This is a genomic window from Acinetobacter sp. ANC 4805, assembly GCF_022549495.1.
Taxonomy (GTDB): domain Bacteria; phylum Pseudomonadota; class Gammaproteobacteria; order Pseudomonadales; family Moraxellaceae; genus Acinetobacter.
In genome coordinates this window covers 119,957-144,226 of sequence record NZ_JAKZGD010000005.1, presented here as the reverse complement: position 1 = coordinate 144,226, position 24,270 = coordinate 119,957, and the positions used below count along the sequence as shown (strand labels likewise).

Below are 24,270 nucleotides of genomic sequence, written 5' to 3'. Positions count from 1 at the left end.
CCGAGCGAATGATTTAGCTCGGTTTTCAATAAAATAGTGCTGATCAAATTGAGGATGCAATCTATAACAGATTGGTTGAATTAATATTTAAAGTTAAAACCAACAAATGCTGTTCTACCCATTAAAATATGATCAATCGAACGTGCGACCTCATCACGTTTAGTATTAGTCAAGTTCTTGAGCCCTGCTTGAATGCTAAAACTCGGATTGAATTGATATTGCCCATTTACGCCTACTACATGATAGGCATCAGATTTCTTACTTTTCGATGTCGCAGGAATATATAACATCTGACTGCCAATATATTGATAATTCAAGTTCAACCCAAATGCATCATTGATATGCCAATCCCAATTCATATTTCCAGTATGACGTGGACTATAATCAAGCACTTGATTATTATCTTTATTTTTCCCATCCGAATACGTGTAATTGAGTTTCATCGCTATAGCGTCATTCAGCTCATATTGGCTTTCAAGCTCTATGCCTTTCACAGAGGCAGAATGGACATTCGTATAAGTCATCACCGTTGGACGATATCCAGCTCTCCAACTATCACTCACAATCATATTTTTAATATCATTATTAAAGTACATCAAACTCGCATAGAAACGCTCATTTTCATACACACCACCAAACTCATAACTGGTCGCTGTTTCTGGTTCTAAATCAGGATTTCCCACAACACGACATAAGCCACGGCATGCTAAGACAGCATAAGTAGGATCAGATTGGGAAATACTTGGTGCTTTAAATGACTTACCAATACCGCCTTTTAAATTAAATTGGTCTGTAAGTTGATACACACTATAAAAGCGGGGGCTAAATTCATTCCCAAAACTTTCATAATCATCATAACGCCCAGCCAAAGTCAGTGCGAGGCGATCTAATTGCCACTCATCCTGTAAGTACAAAGCTGTTTGATTTAGAGAAATCGCCCCTTTTAAATTTTGGTTATGACTCAGTTCAGTTTTCCGAAACTCAGCACCGCCCGTCAATAGATGTTGTTCGCCTATACGACCACTCACTTGAGCATCAATCGTATGATTGGTTTGCTGGATATCACCTGTCTTCTTATACAAATTGGTGATAATTTCTGAATTATCCATTAAATCAACATGTTCATAGTAATAACGTAAACGGCTATTCACTGCATCCCAGTTCGCAGAATGTGTCAGACCAACACTTGTTCGATCCATTTCCTGAATATTGGTTGGGAAAGACAATCCATAATTGCTCCACTGTGCTTGACGCTCATCAGAACGATGCGTTAAGTCAACATCCAACGTTTGTTGCTCATTGATTCGCCAACTTAAATTAGATAATAGACTAAATCCTTTCCGCTCCTCAGCAGCATCGGTATTTTTATAAATACTCTGCTCCGAACGCCATGCTTGCTGATTGATGCCTTCCAATACAAAATTCGCCAATAGCTTATTTTCAATTAAGCTCCCCCCAATATAAGCACTTGCCTTATGTACAGCACCATCATCACCTTCGGTTGGTAACTCATAACTATACTTGGCTGTGGCTTCCAATTGATCACTTGGCTCTTTCAAAATGATGTTAACGACCCCGCCCAAGGCATCAGCACCATATAAAGAAGACATAGGACCACGGACTACTTCAATTCGTTCAACAGCCGCCAAAGGAATCGAGGAAAGATCAAAATCATTGGAATAATTCGATGTCAAAGCATCTCTAGAATTGATTCGTCGTCCATTCACCAAGATCAACGTATAGTCAGCATCTAAACCACGAATTTTAATCTCTTTGCGACCATACGCAGACGAGCTATTGATATGAATACCTGCGCTTTGTTGTAAAGCATCTGCAAGGTCATAAACAGGACGTTTCGCTAACTCTTCTTGAGTGATAATACTGATACTGGCAGGCGCACTTTTTTGATCATGCTCAGTCTGAGTCGCTGTCACCGTGATTGTTGCCAGTTTTTCTACAACCTCTTGGGCATAACCATAACTGGAAAATAAACTTAGTCCGAGTAAACCACATATTGTGGTGCTGAGAGCCTTTGGCATAAAAATTGTTTTATTAAGCATATTATAAATAATGAGATTAAAAATGATAATTGTTCGCAATTATATTTAATTGTATATTTTTTGCAATATTTTATTTTATGGTAAATTAAATTTAACAAGTAGCTGTTTATAAAAATATAATCAAAATAAAAAATCAAATAAATTATCAGGTTTGAAAGGTGACAATGCTTTTCCAACCTTATTTAGATTGTCACCCATTTTTAAAAACTTATTCAGAAAACCAGACTAACTCTGCTCAAAATACGGTTGAATATATATTAAATTTTTTGTTTTTCTATCCACTGAATGGAATTAACACGGAACAACTCGCAAGCACCATCACCTGTATCAGTTGGTGTTAAAGAAGATTTCCAAACCAAATCCTTATCACGAATCTCGACCAACTCACCTTTCAACTGCACCAAATCCCCACGCTTCACTTGTTTGATTTGCTGAGCAATTTCAGGATTTGCAGGAATAATATGCATATTGGACACCATTTGCATGGCTTGATCGGCAGGAACAGGCAGTTTATCAATTTTCCAATTCAGATAGCGATCATATTGATTCACTGAAATTTTACGTGCAATCTCAGGCTTGGCAAATAAGCCCCAACTCACAGCATAATCAATTGGAGAGAACTTGGCTTGTTCGTCATCCTGATACATTTTAGAGCCGAGAATACGGAAGTTGCCATAAAAAGGCTGCAACACCGAAATAGACTGATCCTTTGCAATCGGCGATAAACCGTTGGCAATGTTATATTCTATTCCACGGGTCGATGCATGTGCCTGCCCAAGCACTGCAACCATGCCCAAACTCATCCATAGACGTTTTTTCATGGTCCATCATCCTCAAAATATCACTAAAATCTTAGAAAAGCATATATCTTCATAGTATGCTTAGATGATGAAAAAAAGTGCTTTTTTTAGTAACAATCAAACTCACTTTAGTCCTATTTTTGTGCTGTGATTTCAGTATTATCTTTATTAAAACGAGTGAATAGAGCTTTATGATTTACCAATTTTACCAACGTCGAATTTTTCCGCATTTACTTAATCAAGTAATGCAAACTGCAAGCTTGATGGACAAACGTCGTGAATTATTAGTTCCGATCGAAGGTGAAGTGCTTGAAATCGGATTTGGTACAGGGCTGAATATTCCTTTCTACGGCAATGTTGATTCACTTTATGCCTTAGAACCCAACCCAGATATTTATCATCTGGCAATTGAACGGGTTCAACATGCACCCTTTTACGTAAAGCACGTACAATCAAGTGCAGAAAAACTCCCCTTTGCAGATGCAAGTTTAGATCATATTGTTTCTACATGGACTTTATGCAGTATTCCAAATCTTGATCTCGCCTTGGCAGAAATTTATCGGGTGTTAAAACCTACAGGGACATTTCATTTAATTGAACATGTCAAACACCCTGACTCAGTTAAATTACAATCCCTACAAACCTTGCTGACCCCAATACAAAAACGAATTGGTGACGGTTGCCACCTCAATCGCAATATTGAACATCATCTATTACAAGCTCAATTTAAGTTTGTGGAAAAAGAATATTTTGATGCAGATGGTATTCCTGCTGTTGCACAGAAAATGCTATTTGCACGGGCACAGAAACAATAGATTCAGAACGCTGATTAATCTTCAAAGTCAATTCTCAGTGTTTCAAAACGAATTCGTCCTTCACGTACCGCTTGAGCAATTGCCTGTTGCCCTTTGCTCAAGCGCGCACCACCACTTTTAATATCCAGCAGAATCACTTCAATGTCATCTACAGTGCCATCTCCATCACGAAAATTAGTATAACCATCAAACACCACATAATCGACGGGATCACCGAGAAACTTTGCATCACTGGGTAAATACCGAAACTCAGGCAAGATCGGTGCAAACTGTTCAGCCATTTTCCCTTTTAAAACCGCACGACTGGTATTTACACTGCGTTTCTGTGCATCAAGTAAGGCTTGTTTATGTTCTAATTCTAATTCAGCAATATATTTTTCGTATTCTGCCTGAATACGACCATTGCGTGTATTGGACAAAATCATGGTTGTGATAACGACACCAATACAACCACCAATCAACATTGCAAGCCAAACTGACATAAAAGTATTCCTTTTTCTAGGTTTGCTATTTAACTGCAACATTAAACTTTTGTCATGTGTCATACACTCTGGTCAAAAAGATGCTAAGGTATCGTTGAATACAAAACACTTGTTAAAAAATCTAATTTCATGAAGACAATATTAATCGCAAATCAAAAAGGTGGTTGCGGCAAAACCATGACCGCTATTACCCTTGCCTCAGCATTATCACAAAAAGGTTATAAGGTTGCGCTTGCCGATGCCGATAACCAAAAATCATCATTACAATGGTTAAAGCAACGTCCTGAAACTGTGACCGCAATTCAGAGTCTCGATTGGCGACATGAAAAATCAATTGGTGATATTCCAAAGCATCTCGACTATTTGATTATTGATGCACCTGGTGCGCTGTCAGGCGAGCATGCTGAACAATTGGTCAGTGAAGCACATGCGATTGTAACGCCATTGCAACCCTCATTTTTTGATATTGATAGTACGCGTCGTTTTCTGAAACATTTGCAAGACATTAAACGTATTCGCAAAGGAAAAGTGCAGATTCTGTTGATTGCCAATCGTGTCAAACCGAATAGTTCTAGTTCAAAAGATATTCAGGATTTTTTTAATAAGATCGAACAAGAACCTGTTGCGTGGATCTCAGAACGTAGCGCTTACGGCACATTGGCAATGCAAGGCTTGAGTATTTTTGATAAAACACAGAAAAACTTTGTCAGTATTCAAAGCCAATGGCAGCCTGTTCTAAATCAATTGGTTGATGATCCAACTGAATGGTTCTAAGCATTGTAAGGAAAGCTAATCTTTTGATATTGAATCTTAAAATAAGGCAATGAAAATTTCCCTAGGCTGGTTTTTCAGTTAATATGGTTTTATTCACCTACCAGCACTAGAGAAATACTATCGTGCAACAATACGCCCCAACATTACAACGCGTTTTGCTGTTTGGACTATTTTTTGTCTTAATGTTCCTCGGATTTAGTATTCTCAAATACTTTATCGTTCCTGTTCTTTGGGCTGCAATTATTGCGTATATGACTTGGCCTGTGTATTTATGGGTACAACGTCGCTTTTTTGGTGAAAATCGTCCGACGCTCAATGCAACCATTATGATTACGTTGGTCATTCTGGTGATCGGAGTTCCTTTTATCTGCGCGATTTTTATGCTGCAATTGGAAGGACGCAATTTATATTTTAATTTACAAAAACAACTATTTTCAGGGCATATCCAAATTCCAACCTTTGTTCGTGAACTACCTGTCGTTGGAAAAGATATTAGTCGCACCCTCAATGAGTTAAGTACAGATCCCAATAGTATTACCAATAACATCGCGGAATGGATTCAAAGCCATTTAAGTTATGGACGTTTTGTGCTGAGTGAAATCAGTCGAAATTTAGTTAAACTCTGTTTTGCTATCATGACCTTATTCTTCTTCTACCGTGATGGGCAAATGATCTTGTCTCAAGTCAGTCGTGCCTTAGAAATGGTGATTGGGCCTCGTGTACATCATTATTTAGAGACAATCTCAGAAACTACCCGTGCTGTGGTTTATGGTGTAGGCTTAACGGCGGTTGCTCAAGCGATTTTAGCTGGTCTCAGTTACTTCGTTGCAGGTGTTCCAAATCCAATGCTCCTGACGATGGTGACGTTTATTTTAGCCTTGATCCCATTTGGTACACCGATTTCTTATTTTGGTGTCGGGCTATGGCTGCTCGCGCAAGGACAAACCGTTGAAGCGATTGGCGTCATTACATGGGGTGTTTTAATCGTCAGCAGTTCAGATAATGTGATTCGCCCTTTGGTGATCTCTGGCGCAACTCAGATTCCATTTTTACTGATTATGTTTGGCGTATTGGGTGGAATCGCAAGCTTTGGTTTAGTGGGCTTATTTATTGGCCCAGTCATCTTGGCGATTTTATTGGCAATTTGGCGTGAATGGTTACATGAAAATGTTCAAGAACCAATCGCTGCAATTGAAGCACCACCTGAAACAAAATTGTGAGTCATTTACACCACTTATCATTTAATCTGCATTGCAACTTGCGAGTTATTCAATACTTTGTTTGAATCGAACAAATAAAGATAATAGATAAGGATAATTCGCAATGTTTTTAGCTGTACACAAATATTCCATTCTAAGCGGTTTAATTTTGATGATCAGTGCCTGTTCATCTATTAGTTTAGATAGTAATGCATCTAAAATTCAAACACGACCCACCACCACAGATCAAAGACAACTCATTCCCGTTTATCAAGTCGATGCCAATGGCGTCGGGGCTTCGATTGGCACAGTTTCATTCAGACAAACGCCTCAAGGTTTACTCATCACCCCTGCACTTTGGAAACTTTCTCCTGGCGAACATGGTTTCCATATCCATGAAAATGCCTCATGTGATGCTACATTAAAAGATGACAAAATGGGGGCTGCTCTTGCAGCAGGGGGACACTTAAATCCTGATAATACTGCCAATCATGGCACACCAGAAAATGGGCATTTAGGTGATTTACCTGTACTCGTCGTCAATGACAAAGGCTTTGCAATCACACCCGTCACCGCTCCTCGTCTCAAACTTTCTGATATTCAGGGACGTACGATCATGATTCATGCAGGGGGAGATAATTATTCAGATACCCCGAAACCCTTAGGTGGTGGTGGAGAACGAATTGCTTGTGGTGTCATTCAATAATTTAAGCACTGTGGGTATCTAAAAAGATATCCACAGTTTTGTTGATCTTTTAAACACTATAAAAAATCTAAAACATCAACTCAGCATTTGATTGATCAATTAATCCCTTCCGCTTTACGCTCCAACATTACCTGCTTCAACGCGGCTCTTGGTTGCAGAAACCAAAAACCAATCAGCGTTACACAGGCTAAGGCAAAAGCCCAAATATGGAAATATGTATACAGTACCCGTACCAATTCAATAATTGTAAAGAAACTCATCATCAATAACATTGAAACGGCGGCTGCTACTGTGCCTTTCGAAACTTCCGAAGACATCAACGCAAAACGGTACATGACGGAAAAACTAATCCCCTCACCCAAGCTCACCAAAGTCATACCAATCAATAAACAAGGGACAAGATACGTTTGCCAAATCACGCCTAAAATTAAGAACAGCGTTCCAATCAACATAATCGGCAAGCCCATCAAAATGGTTTTGCCTAATGGAAAACGATCAATTATTTTGATCAGGATAATATTCCCTGCAATTAAGCCAAAAAATACAGGAAACTGCGCCAGACCATATTGCACACTACTCAGTTTCAACTCATCCACCAAAATAATTGGCGACAAAGCAATCCAAAGCATCAACGGCATCCCAACTAAGGGCAAAGCGATACTTAAACCCAAGAAACGGCGATTCGTGAATACCTTCTTAAAATCATCAAAGATATAACTAAAAGGTTGTCTCGCTCGGCTCTCTTGTTTGGTCGGCATAAATTTATTTAAACCAAACCAACTTAAGAATGAAACTGCGGCAATCGCAACAAAGCCCCAATGCCAAGACACATAATCAATCAGAAATGCACCGAGAACTGGTCCAAGTAACGGCGCAAGCAAAGAAATATTCGCCATCAATGCCATCACTTTAATGGCATCACGCTCTTCAAATGTTTCCTGAATCGCGGCATACCCCACTGCTGAAATGACAGAGAGACCAATCCCTTGCAAGAAACGTAAAGTCAGGAATTGTTGAATATTGTGTGTGAGTAAAATCAGTAAACAACAGATGGTAAAAAATGCCACGCCTGCCAATAATACTTTTTTACGCCCAAGTCGATCCGAAAGCGGCCCAAGCAACCAAGCGACACTTGCCCCACCCAATAAATAAAATGACATGGATGATGGTGCCCATGTTGCACTGACCCCAAATTGTTCTGTGATCGCCAACATGGCTGGTTGGATTAGATCATTACCGATATAAACTGAAAATTCGAATAGCACTAAAGCTAATGGAAACATAAGCGTTATACGGTTTAACGTCATGCTCTGATTATTCGTCATCATGTTCTATTCACAAAAATAACCAATTCGCATACAGCCCATTTCCACAAATAAAAGGAAAATAGGATCATCAGCACACGATTTTATGGCTTTGATTTAAATTAAATTTTGATTTTCATGCAGTGAGAGCGCATGTAATAAATGTGAAAACACCGTATTCACAAGGTGTATATAAGAAAACAATTTATTTACGTGAGATTGGTAAAAATTTTACCTATTGGAAAAATATCCAAACTTAATTTTAGCATTTTTTAGAAATGACCGCAATTTGAGCAGAGCTTAGGAATTGTGTTGATATGTGAATAACCATAAAGTTATCCACAGTTTTGTCTATCTATTCACCCGTCCAAAACATGCTATATGGCTATGAGCATAAATCAAACTGGAAGGTCTTGGTATTCGCTCCCCTCGTACATTGGTAACTTTGCTGCTTATTCACAATCTTCCAAACTGCTTGATCACGCTTTAACTGATATTTAGTACGAATCGCTAAAACGGAATCATCCAGCTGTGCTTGTTCAACTGTAATTTCAGCATCGGTTGGGTTTTCTGCACGATTAAACTGCTGATCTATTTTTAGATTGCTTTCATCATGAAATAAATTTGGCTGATCCGACAGAACTGCGTGCATAGCTGTACTGTTTTGCACGGCAGCTTGCTGCTGAGATTGAAGCATCGACTGATTACAGGCTGCCAAAAATAAGCTAGTCACCAAGATCATCCCAATTTTATGCATTTTGTACACATCCTATTCACTTTGCTGATTTATGCTACTATGCAAAACTGAATTTACAAGCCACAAAATGTAGGTGGCTTGCAAGAGATTTGTTGTGTTTGACAAAGCTTAAATACATACAACAACCTATTAAAAACACAGATTTTATAACATCAATATCACAACTTTTTAGGCATGCAAAAATGTCAGATTTAGCAAAAAAATTAACCCTTATTTTAATCGTTAGCAGCACCATTATCGGTTGTTCTAAAAAAGAAGAAGGTATGGCAAATGATGCATCCGTTGCCGCAGAACACACCACTGAGCGTAGTGAAGCAATTCGTGCGAATGCCGCTAAAAATCCAGAACAACTGGTCAGTACCCAACAAAGTGCTTTGGAACAAAATCGCCAGTTGATCAAAAATGCTCAATTGCAATTTGAAGTTAAAGATGTGTTAAAAACCACGGCAACCCTTGAACAACAGTTGTTGCAATACAACGGCTATATCGAAAATAAACAAATTGATTATCAAGTCAGTGACCGCTCCCAACGTAATCGTAGCGATGGCACAGTTGATATTTATGAAAAAATCACGCCAATGGTACAACTGACTGTGCGTATTCCAAATGATCAGGTAACAACGTTTCTAAACAATCTACTGCCTTTGATGTTGAACTTTAATACACAAACCTATGAAGCAAAACGTTATGAATTAAAGCTATTAGAAGAAAAACTGAATACCGCGAATCAAAGTAATAGTTCGTCGAATACAGTGAACAATCAACTGCAACAACTGACAGATCTAGAAGTGAAAGATCGTTTAGCTTATAGCACCATTCGTTTGGAATTTTTCCAACAAGCAAAAGTGCGTAAAAGCCATGATTTAAATATCAATCGAATTGCGACACTCGATAGTGACCCATTGCTGACCCGAATTGCAGAAGCCTTCAAAGTGGGTCTATCTTATTTTAAAGAAACGATTTTATGGCTAATTCAATTTTGGGCTTTCTATCTCTTGTTTATTACGATTTGGGTTATTCGAAAAGCCTATAAAACTCGAAAGCAGAATAGCTAACTATTAATTGTGCATCACTCGTATTTTGCCTATTTGTGCATGCTCACTCACGAATAGATTTCCTAAAATACACAAGTTTTAGAAATCTATTTTTGAGTGATTCCATAAACAATATTTTAGTTATTGATGGAAATAGCATGTGGTAGATACGAAAATTCGTATTTTTAAAAGTGTAATTTAAAATTTAAAATGATCAGTAGAAACAAACTTCTACTGATAATAATGCTGTTTTAAATGACGACTATATTCTGTTAAGTATGCTTCCAAACTAACACGACGATCAGCTTTCTGCATTTCTTTGGCTGCTAACTGCTCAATCTTGGTTTCCAATAAATTGAGAATCGCTGCTTGCTCTACTTCAGGGAGTTGAGCTTTCTCTTTCTGCTGCTTTTTAATTTCCAGATAATCTTCTGCCCAATGACGCAATGGATCATGCTCAGACACTTGAGCAAATAGGTCTGTAATCAGTAACTCAGGCATCACTTCTTGGGTTGCCAACTCTGCCGACATCAAACCACGAATTGAATAAAACACTTTTTTATACGTAAAATTATCTGCGGTTTGCATCACTTTCATGCCACCTTTCGCCAGTGATAAATAATGGTGATATAACGCACTATAGTCGATTCGCTCAAGTAACCCATCTCGAAAGGTTTGCCATTCTGGGAAAGCATTAAAGTACACAATATGCGCTCGCACCCACTCCAAAACAGTCGGGTTACTTTTTGCCAGTAATCCAAACATTTTATCGAGATCATAAGAAACGAAGTCAAAATCACCATCCATGATCTCGATCAGATCACGATGTTTTTTATAATCAAAATACTGATCTTTGCTCGGTAAATGAAAACCACGTACATCATAGTCACTGTCAGGACTTGCCATACCCCATAAACGACTACCACTTTCAATATAAAATAATGGGATATCTTGGCGTTGTTGAAACAGTTTTTCGATTTCTTGGTTGATGTTCATATTTCTCTCTAAAATTCGATTAAACGAGAATTTTATTATTTGTAACCTGTCAATTTGATTCTCTACCCTTAATTTGTCCAATAAAAAATAGTATTTTTAATTTACTAGCTAAGTTAACCTATAACACATCAGTAAAATAGATAAGTCCTATCCGTTCATTTTTTAAGTTATGGAGCTCATAATTCTTAAAGAAATTTAATTCTCCGTCATAACAAAGAAAATTTATCTCACAATGAATAAGCTCTCCTAATATCCATGAAGAGAAGTCTTTGAATATAAATGAACAGGAGTAAAATAGACCCCTGATTTTTACTCTCAACATAATACGCATACACTTTACATTATGTTCATTATAGAAATGATCAATATAGTCGCCATATACTTGATCACTCTCTAGATAAATATAAGCTTGAGTTTTCATATTGGTTTTATAAAAAAAGTGCACCTTACGATAACTTTTAGCAGAAATTCTTTTATCTAATCAAGCATTAAAGATCAAAAAATTCTAGAGCCGCAACTCCAATTAAGTCAAAGAACTATAGCAAAACTTTACTTATTCGACTTAATAATAGATTCATGCCCTACCTAATGATTGTTTTCACCAAAAATCTTATGAAGTAAGGATTTATTTTTTGGGACTTCAATCTCTATAGGCTGTTCAATTCGAAAAGGTACTGCCTTTCCATTATCAAGATAAGGGTAAAACTTTGCGTTTAGAAATATTGGTTTTAATTTTTGAAAAATTTTATCAGACTTATCTGTTTTATTCATATTTTTCAACATAACCCGCTCTACATCTCCATGTACATTCACGAACAACTCTAGAACCAATTGTTGCTTTTTCCAGTTCAGCTCATCTGGACTAAAACTAGGAACTACAGGTGTTATTCGATATTGCACTTTCTTAGATAAATCTCTCTTTTCGACTGAATTTACAGGAGTATCCACATGATGATCCTGTTCTTTTGTTACTTGTGGCTTCTCTGATTTATTGTCATTTCCTGAAGCTATAACATGCTCTTTTACTCGAGTCTTTTCATTTAACTCATTGGATGTAACCTTATTAGATTGATCACTTCCCACAGTCTCTTGCAAAACAAAAAATAGAAGCAATGCTAGAAATATGGTTGTATTTATTGACATTATATTCAGCTCAGAACATATGAATTGACCAATAAAGTCTGGTCAACTAGAGCGCATATCTTAAAATAAAAAAGCGAATTTTTCGATACACTTTCAACAAAGATTATTTTTAATATCATGTTTCAGCATTAAAAATACATGCAAATTAGCGTAGTTGATAAAATGATTATAAATAAACAATTTCTATGTATAAAAAAACGCCCTTACGGGCGTTGATCATATACAAATTTAAAATACATAAGGTCGAATAAAAATAAGAAAAAATAGACCTAACATTAAAAACCATTTTAGGAAGTAATATAAAGTTTGGTTTCTTGCTTTCAAAGCTTTTGCTTTCAGACGAACCTGATAAACATAACCAAATGCTTTATTCAAACCGCCTGTTTGATCACCCACTTCATTCGGTGAACTTGCAGCGGTCATAACGCTTTTGCCAAACCAGTGATTAAACTTTTCCATAAAACGTGTTTTTAAGGGGCGTTCTACATCTGCAAAAAAGATAATACGATTTTGATCAGTGGTGTTTTCTGCGTAATGAATATAGGTTTCATCAAAGACGACACTTTCACCATCACGCCATGAGTAACGTTGACCATCGACATCAATAAAACAACGATCATCGTTTGGCGTGATTAAGCCCAAATGGTAGCGTAATGAACCTGCGTATGGATCACGATGACGAACTAAACGACTATCAGGTGCAAGTTCTGTAAACATCGCAGCTTTAATACTCGGTAAAGTCTTTAATAAAGCTGTTGTTTTAGGACAAAGCTCTGCTGCGGATGGATGCGCTGAGTCATACCACTTTAAATAAAAACGCTTCCAACCTGTTTTAAAAAAAGAGTTAAAACCTAAGTCATCATAACTACTCGAAGCCTTAATACCGCCCATTGCATATAATGCTTTGGCTTCATCACGAATCATTTCCCAATTTTCATCCAGAACTTTTAAATCCTTAAAATATTGAGTCTCAATATAAGGTTGATTCGGCACTTTAGAAAATAAGTACATTAAGAAATTAACGGGAGCAAATAACGTTGAATGGTCAAAAAATTGACGATAAAACGAATGTCTAACCTGACCACGACGATGAATATACAAAGCAGAAATAATGAAAATTGCTAATATGATCCATTTAACCATTGGAGAAATCGACAAAAGAATAATTGCTAAATTTTAACATCGTCTGTTGTAATTTCTAGCCAGTTTTAGTTTAACAATTTCTTCATTTACTTATTAATTAAAATTAATTGTAAATATCAACCACTTAGACCACACGACTTTTTAAATAAAATTTGTTATTTTTTTATTTTCTGCTCTTTTTTAGCTAGATACATTTTTGCATCGGCTTCATGAACCAAACGAGATGCATCTAGATAGCCATCAACATGATCCGTCTGCTTTACACCGATGCTGAGGGTAATGTTAGGTTCAATTTGATAGACGTATTGCAGTAATCTAGGCACAAAACTTTCAGTTGCCTGCTCTTCTGTACAACGAGGAAATACAATACAAAATTCATCACCACCGCATCTAAAGCAATGGTCATCTAATCGTGCAACATATCGAATCGCATCTGCCACAACTTTTAAAATTTGATCACCTTTAGAATGCCCAAAATTATCATTAATCATTTTAAAATCATTAATATCAATAAATACAACGGTCACGGGTTCTAAACTTCGTTCAGCAGTATCAATAATTGAGCTTAAAATACGATCTAAATGTCTCACATTAAGTAAGCCAGTTAAAGGATCTGTCTGAGACAAAGCTTCCATTTGCTGCGCACGATCTTCTAAAACAGATGCATATTGTTCAATTTTATCTTTAGATGTCTTTAACTCACTAACGAGACTCCACACATAGGTTTCCACCACCAAAGACATATCAAACATGAATAATTTTTCTAACGTAGCGCATATTTGGCGAAAATCGACTGTATCTCCTAACTGTTGTTGAATCATCAAAATTAACATTGCCTTTAAATGATAAACTGCTGATAGATATAACTTAAGTTCTACCCCAATCCGTTTATGAACCAAACCTATTCTTAGACGATTATTAACATAATTCGCATCATAGTTTCCCGAAAACAAATCAACCAAATACTGGCGTTGCGCGCGTTGTAAACGAGATAGCGTATCAATATCACCAATCAATATTGCAATCTCAGAAATCGAGGTTTGTTGTTGATAAAATCGGATGACGACTTGATCAATTACATATTCCAAATCTAGCAATTCACCCAACGTCACCAACTGCTGTAATTCTTGATGGGTTAAGGTCAGTAAGGATCGTCGATATTCGATTTCCTCAATAGAAATATGCATTTGTTTCATCAATGTTTGATCTGTTGGTTTCATCCTGACCCAGCCTTTTTAAATAAGTTTGTCTCTTTTCAGCCTTCAAAACATGCTTTCAACAAATAATTATTTTTTTACTGGTTCCGCAGACCACCCAAAAAATAAGTCATAACTAACATTTTTGGTCAGCGCATCGGACTATTTCTAAAATTAAGATCAAACAATAAAATATAAAAGTTAAATATTTACAATTAGTTAAAAAAGTAAATCTTATTTCAATCACCCAAATTGCCATGCAATAAATACGCCAAAACACCCTATAAAAATCCTTGATTATGGCGATGTACTAAAATACAAATACATTCCACACGCATAAATAAGTCATTAATCAACTTTTATGATCAACATTCACGTTACTAATCAACAATTAAACTTTATAAAATTAGCTTTATCTATGTTTTTTAAAGAAAATTTTTCTTTATTTGTAAAAATAATGATGCAAAATAAGGTCTTTATATCAATAGATGACCCTAGCGTCACGGCTTGATACAACTTGTTATGTCCTTTTTGGATATAGTTATCGTAAGATTAGCGAAGCATTTTGTGTGCGCTAACGCATACACGCTTTATGACATCAACTCAGAGTCCTCCACAACAAGGGAGATCAGGCATGATCCACGCTGGCAATGCCATTACCGTCCAAATGCTTGCGGACGGAATTGCAGAATTCCGCTTTGACTTACAAGGTGAGTCGGTTAATAAATTTAACCGTGCAACCATCGAAGACTTCCAAGCAGCAATTGCTGCGGTTAAAGCCAATAACGACATTAAAGGCTTAGTTGTTACATCTGGAAAATCAACATTTATTGTTGGTGCAGATATTACTGAATTTGGCGACAACTTCGCTGCTGGTGAACAAGCAATTGTTGATTGGCTTATGCCTGTACATGACGTCTTCAATAGCTTTGAAGATTTAGATATGCCTAAAGTTGTTGCTATTAACGGCACAGCACTTGGTGGCGGTTTTGAAATGTGCTTAGTGTGTGACTACCGTGTCATGTCTGAGCAAGCACAAGTTGGCTTACCAGAAATCAAACTTGGTATCTATCCTGGTTTTGGTGGTAGCGTACGTTTAAGCCGTGTCATCGGTATCGACAATGCCGTTGAATGGATGGCAATGGCGAATCCTAAAAAACCAGCTGCTGCACTCAAAGATGGTGCTGTAGATGCGGTTGTTGCTGCTGACAAATTACAAGAAGCTGCTGTTGACTTAGTGAAACAAGCACTTGCTGGTCGTTTGAACTGGAAAGCAAAACGTCAAGAAAAATTAGACGCAATCAAATTGAACCCGCTTGAACAAATGATGGCGTTCAATACAGCGAAAGGTGCGGTACTTGCTAAAGCAAACCCGGCACAATACCCTGCGCCTAAATTGTTACTTGACTCATTACAAGCAGGTGCAAGCCTTACACGTAATGATGCATTAAAAGCAGAAGCTCAAGGTTTTGCTAAAGCAGCAATTACTCCACAAGCAGGTGCATTGATTGGTTTATTCATCAATGACCAAGTTGTGAAGAAAACTGCGAAAAAATATGAGAAAGGTGCTCACCCTGTTAACCAAGCAGCTGTATTAGGTGCAGGTATCATGGGTGGTGGTATTGCTTACCAAACGGCAAGCAAAGGTACACCAATCATCATGAAAGACATTGGTAACCCTCAACTTGCACTCGGTATGAAAGAAGCGAATGGCTTACTGACTAAGCAAGTTGAACGCAAGAAAATGAAACCTGCGCAAATGGGTGAAACACTTGCTCGCATCCGTCCTACTTTAAGCTACGATGAGTTTAAAGAAGTGGATATCGTGATCGAAGCAGTGACTGAAAATCCAAAAGTAAAAGAAATGGTACTTGCAGACACTGAGAAAAATGTTCGTGAAAATACGATCATTGCTTCTAACACGTCTACGATTTCAATTACGCGTTTGGCTAAAGCATTACAACGTCCTGAAAACTTTGTTGGTATGCACTTCTTCAACCCAGTACACATGATGCCATTGGTAGAAGTGATCCGTGGTGAGAAGACATCTGATGAAGCGATTGCAACTACTGTTGTTCTTGCTCAGAAAATGGGTAAAACACCAATCGTTGTCAACGACTGCCCAGGTTTCTTAGTTAACCGTGTATTGTTCCCTTACTTTGGTGCATTCGACCTTCTTGTAAAAGATGGCGCGGATTTCCAACAAGTGGATAATGTAATGGCGAAATTCGGCTGGCCTATGGGTCCTGCATACTTGATCGACGTTGTTGGTATCGATACAGGTGTTCATGGCGCAGAAGTGATGGCTGAAGGTTTCCCTGACCGCATGAAGCCAGACTACAAAGGTTCTATCGAAGCGATGTACGAAGCAAAACGTCTTGGTCAAAAGAATGACGTTGGTTTCTACAAATACGTGTTAGATAAGAAAGGTAAGAAAGCGAAAACTGTTGATCCAACAGCTTACGAAATCATTGCACCTTTCATCACTGGTGAAAAACGCGAATTTGACAACCAAGAAATCATTGACCGTATGATGCTTGCTTTCTGTAACGAAACAGTTCGTTGCTTAGAAGACAACATCGTTGCAACTGCTTCTGAAGCAGATATGGCGATGATCATGGGTGTAGGTTTCCCTCCATTCCGTGGTGGTCCATGCCGTTACATCGACCAAACAGGTGTTGCTGAATACGTTGCGCTTTGCGACAAATATGCACACTTAGGTAAAGCTTATGAAGCGCCACAGATGTTGCGTGACATGGCTGCTAACAACAAAAAATTCTACGGTTAAGGAGCAACGTGAATGGCTACTTTAAATCCACGTGACGTTGTAATTGTTGATGGCGTTCGTTCAGCAATGGGCAAATCACGTAACGGTATGTTCCGTAATGTACGTGCAGACAGTTTATCTGCTGAATTAGTACGTGCACTTGTTGCTCGTAACCAGTTTGATACCAACGAAGTTGAAGACGTAATTTGGGGCTGTGTAAACCAAACTTTAGAGCAAGGTATGAACATTGCTCGTAACATTGGTTTATTGGCTGACTTACCTAAGACTGCTGCAGGTCAAACTGTAAACCGTCTTTGTGGTTCATCTATGCAAGCACTTCACACTGCTGCTGCACAGATTGCAACCAATCAAGGTGATGTATTCATCATCGGTGGTGTAGAGCACATGGGTCACGTAGGTATGATGCACGGCATCGACCTTAACCCAGAAGCGTCTAAACACTATGCAAAAGCATCTAACATGATGGGCTTAACCGCTGAAATGTTAGGTCGTATGAATGGTATCTCTCGTGACGAACAAGATGCGTTTGGTGTTGAATCTCACCGTCGCGCTTGGGCTGCAACACTCGAAGGTCGTTTCAAAAACGAAATCGTTGGTGTTGAAGGTCATGATGCGAATGGCTTCAAAATCTTGTGTGACATCGACGAAGTAATTCGTGCTGATGCAAACCTTGAAGCGTTCAAAGCATTGAAACCAGTATTTGACCCTAAAGGCGGTTCAGTAACAGCAGCAACTTCTTCTGCTCTTTCTGATGGTGCTTCTGCAATGTTGCTTATGTCTGCTGAACGTGCTCAAGCATTAGGTTTAAAACCACGTGCTGTAATTCGCTCTATGGCAGTTGCAGGTTGTGATGCTGCGATCATGGGTTACGGTCCAGTTCCAGCAACTCAAAAAGCGCTTAAACGTGCTGGTTTAACGATGGCGGATATCCAAACTATCGAATTAAACGAAGCATTTGCTGCTCAAGGCTTATCAGTAATGAAAGGCTTAGGCGTTTATGATAAACAAGACATCATCAACCACAATGGTGGTGCGATTGCATTAGGTCACCCATTAGGCTGTTCTGGTGCGCGTATCACAACGACATTGTTGAACGTGATGGAACAACAAGATACACAAATCGGTCTTGCGACGATGTGTATCGGTCTTGGTCAAGGTATCGCGACTATTATCGAACGTGTTTAATTCTTAAATACGTGAGAAAAAGAACCCCGCTTATTGCGGGGTTTTCTTTTGTCCCGTATTTGTCCCTTTTTGAATATACTTAAACTGGCAATATTCCTTTCGTAGCTTAATCACTACAAAACCTTAAGCATTCGAAAAGGATAAGCCCATGACACATTTAGCAGTTAATTTAACAATTGATACAACTCTACAAAGCACTATTTTACCTGCATCTATCGAGGCTTTAAATTTTGACAAATTAAAGTTTAAACTTACGTCAGCTAAAGAAGCTGTTATGTCAAAAAACGTATGTCAGTTTGCTGAGCAAGAATATAAAAGATTTTTAGCTCTTAAATATTTTTATCCAAAAGAAACATTTGTACCAAACAAATTAGTAGATGAGTTCTGGCATGCTCATATTTTAGATACAAGAAACTATCAAATGGATTGTTTAAAAGTATTTGGAACCTACCTACATCATTATCCATATTTTGGAATTCATGATGAGTTAGATCAACAAAACTTAGAAAATACGTTTCAACGAACAAAAGAATTATACGAAATATGGTTTGGTCCATATCCAGATTTTACAATAGCAGCAAGATGTGGAGATGATCATGCATGCCATGCTCCATCCAGTTGTGCGTGCCGTGTTCCAGGAGCATGTAAATAACCCTATTAGGGAGCTTTTGCTCCCTTCCTTATTTGCATATACTTTTAATTAATCCATCAACGTTAAAGTCAAATTTCTTCATTTTCTTATCAGTATTATTCTCCTCCCAAAGCCTATACTCTAAGAAAAAATTATATTTTTTAAAAATATCTTCCTTTTTAGCTGAAATTTCACCTACTTTGGAGCGCTGTACTTCTTTTTTTAATTTTTCATAAAAAGTTGAATCCGAATCAGAAAAATCATCACTAAACTGCTTTAATTTGCCGTTATAACAAGCTTCCAGTAGTTCCAAAAACTTGGTCACTTGCTCATTCTGTTTAATATCATCTATCGACATTTTTTATCTCCAGTACTTACAATACCGTCACTTAACTTACCCCATATTGGAAAATCTGTATTCTCTACAATAAAGCTAACATAACAAGTACAAGTTTTAGCAATTTTCTCAGCAGACCAATTAGGCTTACTCGTTGTAAAACTTGCTTTACATTTCATATCAAAGTGCTGTATTTGCGCTTCTGTCCATGTCGTTTTCAATTTAGAATAACTAATCTCTTCCAGTTTAAGCATCTCATGAATTTTATCAACTCCCAAATAACCAGTAATTCCAATAGAAATCGAAATTACAACTATCGCTCCCCATCCACCACTTTTCTTTTCCTTGCTTACGATCATTATAGTACTTTTACAGGTACCACATTTATAAATACCTTGATCACTAAGATTCTTCACTCTATTCAAAGAACTACATTCAGTACATGTTAAATAACCATTTGTTTCAAAATCATTCATAATAAAAGTAATCCATTAAACCCTATCAAATAGATTATAAATATCAGTAGTTATGACTCGCTTGCTCCACCAACATCACAAAATGCTGTTTAATTACACTATGCATCGACCCGATGCAACTCTCCAATACTTTCAACGATTCGAAAATCGGTATTAATAAAGTATCACGACAATTATCAAACGTGTTTAATTCTTAAATACGTGAGAAAAATAACTCCGCTTATCGTCAGTTATTCCTAACCAACTAAAATTATTAGAAAATTCAAACCACTATTCAACTTAAAGAAAGCCTATAGACAAATAAAGCGACATCAGATTAAGATCATTTTTCCAAAAAATATAAGGTTCTAAAAATGTTTAAAAATATGGCAGCCGATCTAATGGGAACTAGTGATATCGGTAAAATTATTGAGCCTAAAGATTATGATAAGACCGATATTGATGACTATATTTTCCATGAAGACAATGAAAAGATTTTCTTTTTGATCAAAGCAAAAACCGATGAATACTGCTTTACCAATACTGCTTTCATTCATCTAGATGGTACAAGTGCGGTCAGCAAAAAACGGACATTGAATCGCTATCCATATAAACACTATCAGATCAGTCGGGTGCTTCTAGAAACAGCAGGTACAATTGATCGGGACGTTGAACTCAAGTTCCAACTCGCAGGGGCAGCTTATTCAATTGATATTGAAAAATCACAAATTGAAAAAGTCCGTGATCTATATAAAGCTCTATTTAGTATCGGTGAAGCATGCAAAGAAATTGAACGCCAAATGAATTCGTTAGTAATCACTCAACAAGCTGTGAATAACATGTTTTCTCTGCGTGAATTACCAGAACAAATTCTATTGAACTTACCTGACATTATTTCTCAGACCACCATTCAAGTTGAAAATAAGTTTACTGAACGTCGTAAACAAATTGAGAATTATGATTTTTCTGCAATTTTTGAACGTTACCTAAAACAATAAGATAGAGATCCCCCGCAATATGCGGGGATTTTTAACTTCAACGATAGAAGCTATGGCTGTCTAAAGTCTTTTAAACCATATTGGATTTGCTGCTGTAATCTTAAAATATCATCTACATTCACTTTGATCGTGCCATCCCGAATCCCATCGATATTGTTTCGATTAATGTTCAGGGGTTCTAGTATTCTAAATAGACCATTGGTTGGATCAGATGATTGAAAACCCGAAGCAACAGCTAAAATATACTGCTGTAACTCAGGTGAAACTTGAGACAAGCCTGACGGCACTTGTGGTTCATATTCAATGCCACCAGTGATCTCGCTAATTCCTGCATTTTGCATATCTGTATGGGTTTTATAGATACGATGCTGAAGTGCTTGGCGTACCTTTTCATCTTCTTGAAATGGAACAGGTCCGACCTCCTCACGTAACTCAGACTCTGCCATAACACGAATGGTCGGTAGAGTTGCAACCTCATCAGCGTGTACGGTTGATAAACCAAGAGCAGAAAATACCGTGACAAGGGCTGATCGTTTTAGAAAGTTCATCGCTTGCTCCAAAAATGAGTCACCATGTTTACATGTAGTGAATAAAATAAAAGCATCTATAGAACAGGCTACAACAAAGTCGTACTTGATTCAGTATGGCTCAGATAAACGGTAAATTTCACCAAAATTTTAAACGATAGATCAAATTTTCTCATGTTATCCATCATGTTTAATCTTTGTAAAGATCGGCCTATTTAGGAGAAAAGTCCTCGCTTCTATTTAGATTTTTCATTATGGTCTTTTAAATATTTTATGAATATCAATTATTTTTTAGATTTTAAACTTAAATCATTAGGAGAACTGGATGTTTTCAATTCTGACTAGAACAACCAGCGCTATCGCAATTACAGGATTATGTTTAACTGGCTGTGCAACCAAAACACTGATTAACAAAGACAACAAAACCTATACTCGAACAGAACGTGTCACTTTAGTTGAAGACAATGTGGTTGCTTTTGGGCGACCTGCACAAATGTCATCAAATTTACCCAAAGACAGTATCGTGATCGCAGGGCAAAAAAATAGCTATATTTTGACTCAAGGCGGTTCTCAATTTGTGGGCTTGATTAGCAAACTTGATGCTAAAAATATTCAAATGACACGGGACTTAAGTTTTTATTCGGAAAAGAATGATGGTAATTTTTCAGGTACATTGCCACTTTCCTATATAAAACTTAAAGAAGATTTAAGCAAAAAAGATCTAGAGTTCTTTATTGAAAATGGTGCAAAAGAATGTTCATCCTCAAGTGATGAACGTATGCAAGCACAACGTTTTTGTTTTGATATTAAGCTTGCTGGTGTCGTGTACCCTGCTGCAAATAATCTCACCTCATTAAAAGCGTTAAGTAAGCCATATCAAGTGACGATTTATACCAATAAAGAAGAAAGCTACAAATCCAAATCAGGTATGAATCCTTTAGAAAAACTGGTACTACTGCCTTTTGCTGTGGCGATTGATGTTGTGAGTTTACCTTTCCAAGCAGCAGAAAAGATTTTCGACTAAAGTTAATTTTAGCAATGATTCATCAGTTGAATCATTGCTTGATCGAACTACAATTCTTCATCCAATACTTTGACATTATTGTTTTTAATTCTTTCTATCTTGGCATTCAACTTCAAAATGTCTTGGTACAGTGCATTGAACTTTTTCACTTGTGCTGTTTCATAAAAAAGTATCATTTGATCTTTTCTCTGCCACTGATATTTTTTCAACATATCAAACATGGCTTGTGCCTTTTCAATGATCTTCTGCTCAATCGCAAAAATATCATGAGCTTGATCTATTTTAAGATTACTCTCTAATTTTGATTGTAGTGATTTACGCATTTCCTTATGAATAGCAAGATTTTTTGCCTGCTCAAGTGAGCTTGATTGTATCTGTTGCCGCCGTTGTTCATATTCCTCTGAGATTCTCCGAACATCAATAAACATCTGTTCAGTGTCTTTATAAGCTTGCTGACGATCTTGATCCAAACGCTCTACATCTAAAAAAGTATCCCAATTTGCTGCTTTAAGCTCACGTAAATAATGGTTTCGGGCTTCCGTATTTTGCATCCAATAATTGAGTAAAAATTCTGACATCAACTTATAATCACCTGACAAACGATCATCATGCACATTCATTTGCACAGGTTTCGACCAATCTTGCGCTTGGTCATACAGCTCTCGCATTTTCTCAGCCATCACCACTTCAAACATTTGTTCAGTATTGACTGCTTTTTGCTGCACACGATATTGATAGAAAAAGAAAGTACTTATACAGATTACAATGACTGCGAAGAAGAATAGAAAACGGCGCATACAACCTCCTACCTTAATTATATTTTTATGTTGTTTTATTTCAGTTTAATCAATAAAACACTGTAGCTTATATAATTTTTATTTCATTTCTCGTAACGGAGCATTACATTTTCATCGCTTTAAATTCAATAACACTGCCCCTATTATTGGTTGAACTAAAATTGTAGAGATATACCATGCGTGTAGATATTTGGTCAGATGTGGTTTGCCCTTTTTGTTATATCGGTAAAAAGCGTCTTGAGCATGTTGCTGAACAAGCAGGTATCGAGCTTGATATTCACTGGCATAGCTTTGAGCTTGATCCAAATGCACCTGTAAAACATGACACATCGAATACTGAACGCTTAGCGCAGAAATATGGACGTAGTTATGCAGAGATGGAAGAAATGGAGCGGAATGTCGCTGCTATGGCAGCAGCTGAAGGCATCGACTTCCAATGGCAAAAAGCCAATTCAGGCAATAGTTTTAATGCCCATCGGATCATTCATCTTGCTCAAAGTAAAGGTTTAGGCAATGAGGCAGAAGAAGCCTTTTTTCATGCTTATATGACCGAAGGTCTTGCAATTGGTGAACGTGAAATCGTGGAAGAAATAGCATCACGGATTGGTTTAGATCATGCTGAGGTTGAGTATGTACTGGATTCAGATGAATTGGCAGATTTTGTTCGCCATGATGAAAAAATTGCACGTGAGCAATTAAATGTTACTGGCGTGCCTTTTTTTATCTTTGATCAAAAACTGGCTCTTTCAGGTGCGCAACCACGTGAGATTTTCTTACAAGCATTACAACAAGCCCAATCAGTATCTACACAAGAAATCAAGCAAACTGATGCGGCCCAATGTAACGATGATCAGTGTGAAATTTAGTCCTAACTATTTTTACTAAATCACAAGCTTCAAGATCAATTTGAAGCTTGTTCAGGACATTTTCAAAGACCGCTATTCTTGTGCCTTCACCTATTATCCTGAAAAGAATACCGCTTATCTTGAGCAGAAAATCCTGTAACAAAGTAACCATCTTCATTGATCAACTTTTAACTCACTGAATTGTGATATAAATCACAATTTGATGATATATTTATAGATATGTTTTCGTATAACTATCTATTTATCCGATTTA

Annotated in this window: 24 protein-coding genes; 11 read left to right on the top strand and 13 right to left on the bottom strand. The window is 37.3% G+C overall.

Going from position 1 to position 24,270, the window contains the following annotated elements; all coding sequences use genetic code 11:
* Window positions 1–80: 80 nt before the first annotated feature.
* Window positions 81–2,039, bottom strand: coding sequence for a TonB-dependent receptor (locus tag MMP60_RS08535; RefSeq protein ID WP_241335862.1), 1,959 nt, complete (start codon window positions 2,037–2,039; stop codon window positions 81–83).
* 278 nt (window positions 2,040–2,317) lie between these two features.
* Window positions 2,318–2,881: a hypothetical protein gene (locus MMP60_RS08530; RefSeq protein WP_241335861.1), complete on the bottom strand. Its 564-nt coding sequence runs from the start codon at window positions 2,879–2,881 to the stop codon at window positions 2,318–2,320.
* A 170-nt stretch (window positions 2,882–3,051) separates the two neighbouring features.
* On the opposite strand from MMP60_RS08530, the gene MMP60_RS08525 reads away from it, so the two are divergent.
* Entirely contained in the window at window positions 3,052–3,675 is a 624-nt protein-coding gene (locus tag MMP60_RS08525; RefSeq protein WP_018679441.1) for a class I SAM-dependent methyltransferase, read from the top strand.
* A 14-nt stretch (window positions 3,676–3,689) separates the two neighbouring features.
* Here MMP60_RS08525 and MMP60_RS08520 read toward each other — a convergent pair whose 3' ends face one another.
* A complete protein-coding gene (locus tag MMP60_RS08520; protein WP_241335860.1) occupies window positions 3,690–4,157 on the bottom strand; it encodes a Holliday junction resolvase-like protein in 468 nt (155 codons plus the stop codon).
* Window positions 4,158–4,286: 129 nt separating this feature from the next.
* Here MMP60_RS08520 and MMP60_RS08515 point away from each other — a divergent pair, with 129 nt between their 5' ends.
* The 3 genes from MMP60_RS08515 (at window position 4,287) to sodC (ending at window position 6,836) form a co-directional block, all read left to right on the top strand.
* Window positions 4,287–4,931, top strand: a complete 645-nt coding sequence (locus MMP60_RS08515) for a ParA family protein (RefSeq protein WP_241335859.1) — start codon at window positions 4,287–4,289, stop codon at window positions 4,929–4,931.
* 122 nt (window positions 4,932–5,053) lie between these two features.
* On the top strand, window positions 5,054–6,151 hold the full coding sequence (locus MMP60_RS08510; RefSeq protein WP_241335858.1) for an AI-2E family transporter: 1,098 nt from the start codon (window positions 5,054–5,056) through the stop codon (window positions 6,149–6,151).
* A gap of 103 nt (window positions 6,152–6,254) precedes the next feature.
* Window positions 6,255–6,836, top strand: coding sequence for a superoxide dismutase [Cu-Zn] SodC (sodC, locus tag MMP60_RS08505; protein WP_241335857.1), 582 nt, complete (start codon window positions 6,255–6,257; stop codon window positions 6,834–6,836).
* A gap of 95 nt (window positions 6,837–6,931) precedes the next feature.
* On the opposite strand, the gene MMP60_RS08500 is transcribed toward sodC, so the two are convergent.
* Together MMP60_RS08500 and MMP60_RS08495 are read right to left on the bottom strand one after the other, a co-directional pair.
* Window positions 6,932–8,161 (bottom strand): MFS transporter, encoded by a 1,230-nt coding sequence (locus tag MMP60_RS08500; RefSeq protein WP_241335981.1) that lies wholly within the window; start codon window positions 8,159–8,161, stop codon window positions 6,932–6,934.
* A gap of 364 nt (window positions 8,162–8,525) precedes the next feature.
* Entirely contained in the window at window positions 8,526–8,897 is a 372-nt protein-coding gene (locus MMP60_RS08495; RefSeq protein ID WP_241335856.1) for a hypothetical protein, read from the bottom strand.
* A 182-nt stretch (window positions 8,898–9,079) separates the two neighbouring features.
* Between MMP60_RS08495 and MMP60_RS08490 the strand changes: the two genes are divergently transcribed.
* The gene (locus MMP60_RS08490; RefSeq protein ID WP_241335855.1) at window positions 9,080–9,952 is read left to right on the top strand and encodes a DUF4349 domain-containing protein; all 873 of its coding nucleotides are present in this window, start codon (window positions 9,080–9,082) and stop codon (window positions 9,950–9,952) included.
* A 210-nt stretch (window positions 9,953–10,162) separates the two neighbouring features.
* Here the strand turns inward: MMP60_RS08490 and MMP60_RS08485 are convergent, their stop codons facing one another.
* The 4 genes from MMP60_RS08485 to MMP60_RS08470 form a co-directional block, all read right to left on the bottom strand.
* Entirely contained in the window at window positions 10,163–10,927 is a 765-nt protein-coding gene (locus MMP60_RS08485) for a nucleotidyltransferase domain-containing protein (protein ID WP_241335854.1), read from the bottom strand.
* A 585-nt stretch (window positions 10,928–11,512) separates the two neighbouring features.
* Complete coding sequence (locus MMP60_RS08480; protein ID WP_241335853.1) at window positions 11,513–12,070, bottom strand: hypothetical protein; 558 nt, start codon at window positions 12,068–12,070, stop codon at window positions 11,513–11,515.
* Window positions 12,071–12,298: 228 nt separating this feature from the next.
* Complete coding sequence (gene lpxO / locus MMP60_RS08475; RefSeq protein WP_241335852.1) at window positions 12,299–13,213, bottom strand: lipid A hydroxylase LpxO; 915 nt, start codon at window positions 13,211–13,213, stop codon at window positions 12,299–12,301.
* Between the two features lie 155 nt (window positions 13,214–13,368).
* Window positions 13,369–14,433 (bottom strand): GGDEF domain-containing protein, encoded by a 1,065-nt coding sequence (locus MMP60_RS08470; RefSeq protein ID WP_241335851.1) that lies wholly within the window; start codon window positions 14,431–14,433, stop codon window positions 13,369–13,371.
* A gap of 610 nt (window positions 14,434–15,043) precedes the next feature.
* Between MMP60_RS08470 and fadB the strand changes: the two genes are divergently transcribed.
* From fadB to MMP60_RS08455, 3 genes are all read left to right on the top strand, one after another.
* Window positions 15,044–17,197, top strand: a complete 2,154-nt coding sequence (gene fadB / locus MMP60_RS08465) for a fatty acid oxidation complex subunit alpha FadB (RefSeq protein WP_241335850.1) — start codon at window positions 15,044–15,046, stop codon at window positions 17,195–17,197.
* Between the two features lie 12 nt (window positions 17,198–17,209).
* Window positions 17,210–18,382 carry an acetyl-CoA C-acyltransferase FadA gene (gene fadA, locus MMP60_RS08460; RefSeq protein ID WP_241335849.1) on the top strand — a complete coding sequence of 391 codons (1,173 nt, stop codon included), beginning with the start codon at window positions 17,210–17,212 and terminating at the stop codon, window positions 18,380–18,382.
* A gap of 148 nt (window positions 18,383–18,530) precedes the next feature.
* Window positions 18,531–19,034 (top strand): hypothetical protein, encoded by a 504-nt coding sequence (locus MMP60_RS08455; protein WP_241335848.1) that lies wholly within the window; start codon window positions 18,531–18,533, stop codon window positions 19,032–19,034.
* Window positions 19,035–19,062: 28 nt separating this feature from the next.
* Here the strand turns inward: MMP60_RS08455 and MMP60_RS08450 are convergent, their stop codons facing one another.
* Together MMP60_RS08450 and MMP60_RS08445 are read right to left on the bottom strand one after the other, a co-directional pair.
* Window positions 19,063–19,371 (bottom strand): hypothetical protein, encoded by a 309-nt coding sequence (locus MMP60_RS08450; RefSeq protein WP_241335847.1) that lies wholly within the window; start codon window positions 19,369–19,371, stop codon window positions 19,063–19,065.
* A complete protein-coding gene (locus tag MMP60_RS08445) occupies window positions 19,362–19,826 on the bottom strand; it encodes a hypothetical protein (protein WP_241335846.1) in 465 nt (154 codons plus the stop codon). The genes MMP60_RS08450 and MMP60_RS08445 overlap by 10 nt, the downstream gene beginning before the upstream one ends.
* Before the next feature lie 353 nt (window positions 19,827–20,179).
* On the opposite strand from MMP60_RS08445, the gene MMP60_RS08440 reads away from it, so the two are divergent.
* The gene (locus MMP60_RS08440) at window positions 20,180–20,803 is read left to right on the top strand and encodes a PH domain-containing protein (protein ID WP_241335845.1); all 624 of its coding nucleotides are present in this window, start codon (window positions 20,180–20,182) and stop codon (window positions 20,801–20,803) included.
* 50 nt (window positions 20,804–20,853) lie between these two features.
* Here the strand turns inward: MMP60_RS08440 and MMP60_RS08435 are convergent, their stop codons facing one another.
* On the bottom strand, window positions 20,854–21,351 hold the full coding sequence (locus tag MMP60_RS08435) for a hypothetical protein (RefSeq protein ID WP_241335844.1): 498 nt from the start codon (window positions 21,349–21,351) through the stop codon (window positions 20,854–20,856).
* Between the two features lie 304 nt (window positions 21,352–21,655).
* On the opposite strand from MMP60_RS08435, the gene MMP60_RS08430 reads away from it, so the two are divergent.
* On the top strand, window positions 21,656–22,354 hold the full coding sequence (locus MMP60_RS08430) for a hypothetical protein (protein ID WP_241335843.1): 699 nt from the start codon (window positions 21,656–21,658) through the stop codon (window positions 22,352–22,354).
* Between the two features lie 47 nt (window positions 22,355–22,401).
* Here MMP60_RS08430 and MMP60_RS08425 read toward each other — a convergent pair whose 3' ends face one another.
* Window positions 22,402–23,151 carry a hypothetical protein gene (locus MMP60_RS08425; protein ID WP_241335842.1) on the bottom strand — a complete coding sequence of 250 codons (750 nt, stop codon included), beginning with the start codon at window positions 23,149–23,151 and terminating at the stop codon, window positions 22,402–22,404.
* A gap of 176 nt (window positions 23,152–23,327) precedes the next feature.
* Between MMP60_RS08425 and MMP60_RS08420 the strand changes: the two genes are divergently transcribed.
* Window positions 23,328–24,017: a DsbA family oxidoreductase gene (locus tag MMP60_RS08420; RefSeq protein WP_241335841.1), complete on the top strand. Its 690-nt coding sequence runs from the start codon at window positions 23,328–23,330 to the stop codon at window positions 24,015–24,017.
* Window positions 24,018–24,270: the final 253 nt, after the last annotated feature.

Coding starts and splice junctions, on each gene's coding strand:
- MMP60_RS08535 (WP_241335862.1), bottom strand. CDS start 2,039: ATGCCAAAGGCTCTCAGCACCACAATATGTGGTTTACTCGGACTAAGT.
- MMP60_RS08530 (WP_241335861.1), bottom strand. CDS start 2,881: ATGAAAAAACGTCTATGGATGAGTTTGGGCATGGTTGCAGTGCTTGGG.
- MMP60_RS08525 (WP_018679441.1), top strand. CDS start 3,052: ATGATTTACCAATTTTACCAACGTCGAATTTTTCCGCATTTACTTAAT.
- MMP60_RS08520 (WP_241335860.1), bottom strand. CDS start 4,157: ATGTCAGTTTGGCTTGCAATGTTGATTGGTGGTTGTATTGGTGTCGTT.
- MMP60_RS08515 (WP_241335859.1), top strand. CDS start 4,287: ATGAAGACAATATTAATCGCAAATCAAAAAGGTGGTTGCGGCAAAACC.
- sodC (WP_241335857.1), top strand. CDS start 6,255: ATGTTTTTAGCTGTACACAAATATTCCATTCTAAGCGGTTTAATTTTG.
- MMP60_RS08500 (WP_241335981.1), bottom strand. CDS start 8,161: ATGACGAATAATCAGAGCATGACGTTAAACCGTATAACGCTTATGTTT.
- MMP60_RS08495 (WP_241335856.1), bottom strand. CDS start 8,897: ATGCATAAAATTGGGATGATCTTGGTGACTAGCTTATTTTTGGCAGCC.
- MMP60_RS08490 (WP_241335855.1), top strand. CDS start 9,080: ATGTCAGATTTAGCAAAAAAATTAACCCTTATTTTAATCGTTAGCAGC.
- MMP60_RS08485 (WP_241335854.1), bottom strand. CDS start 10,927: ATGAACATCAACCAAGAAATCGAAAAACTGTTTCAACAACGCCAAGAT.
- MMP60_RS08480 (WP_241335853.1), bottom strand. CDS start 12,070: ATGTCAATAAATACAACCATATTTCTAGCATTGCTTCTATTTTTTGTT.
- lpxO (WP_241335852.1), bottom strand. CDS start 13,213: ATGGTTAAATGGATCATATTAGCAATTTTCATTATTTCTGCTTTGTAT.
- MMP60_RS08470 (WP_241335851.1), bottom strand. CDS start 14,433: ATGAAACCAACAGATCAAACATTGATGAAACAAATGCATATTTCTATT.
- fadB (WP_241335850.1), top strand. CDS start 15,044: ATGATCCACGCTGGCAATGCCATTACCGTCCAAATGCTTGCGGACGGA.
- fadA (WP_241335849.1), top strand. CDS start 17,210: ATGGCTACTTTAAATCCACGTGACGTTGTAATTGTTGATGGCGTTCGT.
- MMP60_RS08455 (WP_241335848.1), top strand. CDS start 18,531: ATGACACATTTAGCAGTTAATTTAACAATTGATACAACTCTACAAAGC.
- MMP60_RS08450 (WP_241335847.1), bottom strand. CDS start 19,371: ATGTCGATAGATGATATTAAACAGAATGAGCAAGTGACCAAGTTTTTG.
- MMP60_RS08445 (WP_241335846.1), bottom strand. CDS start 19,826: ATGAATGATTTTGAAACAAATGGTTATTTAACATGTACTGAATGTAGT.
- MMP60_RS08440 (WP_241335845.1), top strand. CDS start 20,180: ATGTTTAAAAATATGGCAGCCGATCTAATGGGAACTAGTGATATCGGT.
- MMP60_RS08435 (WP_241335844.1), bottom strand. CDS start 21,351: ATGAACTTTCTAAAACGATCAGCCCTTGTCACGGTATTTTCTGCTCTT.
- MMP60_RS08430 (WP_241335843.1), top strand. CDS start 21,656: ATGTTTTCAATTCTGACTAGAACAACCAGCGCTATCGCAATTACAGGA.
- MMP60_RS08425 (WP_241335842.1), bottom strand. CDS start 23,151: ATGCGCCGTTTTCTATTCTTCTTCGCAGTCATTGTAATCTGTATAAGT.
- MMP60_RS08420 (WP_241335841.1), top strand. CDS start 23,328: ATGCGTGTAGATATTTGGTCAGATGTGGTTTGCCCTTTTTGTTATATC.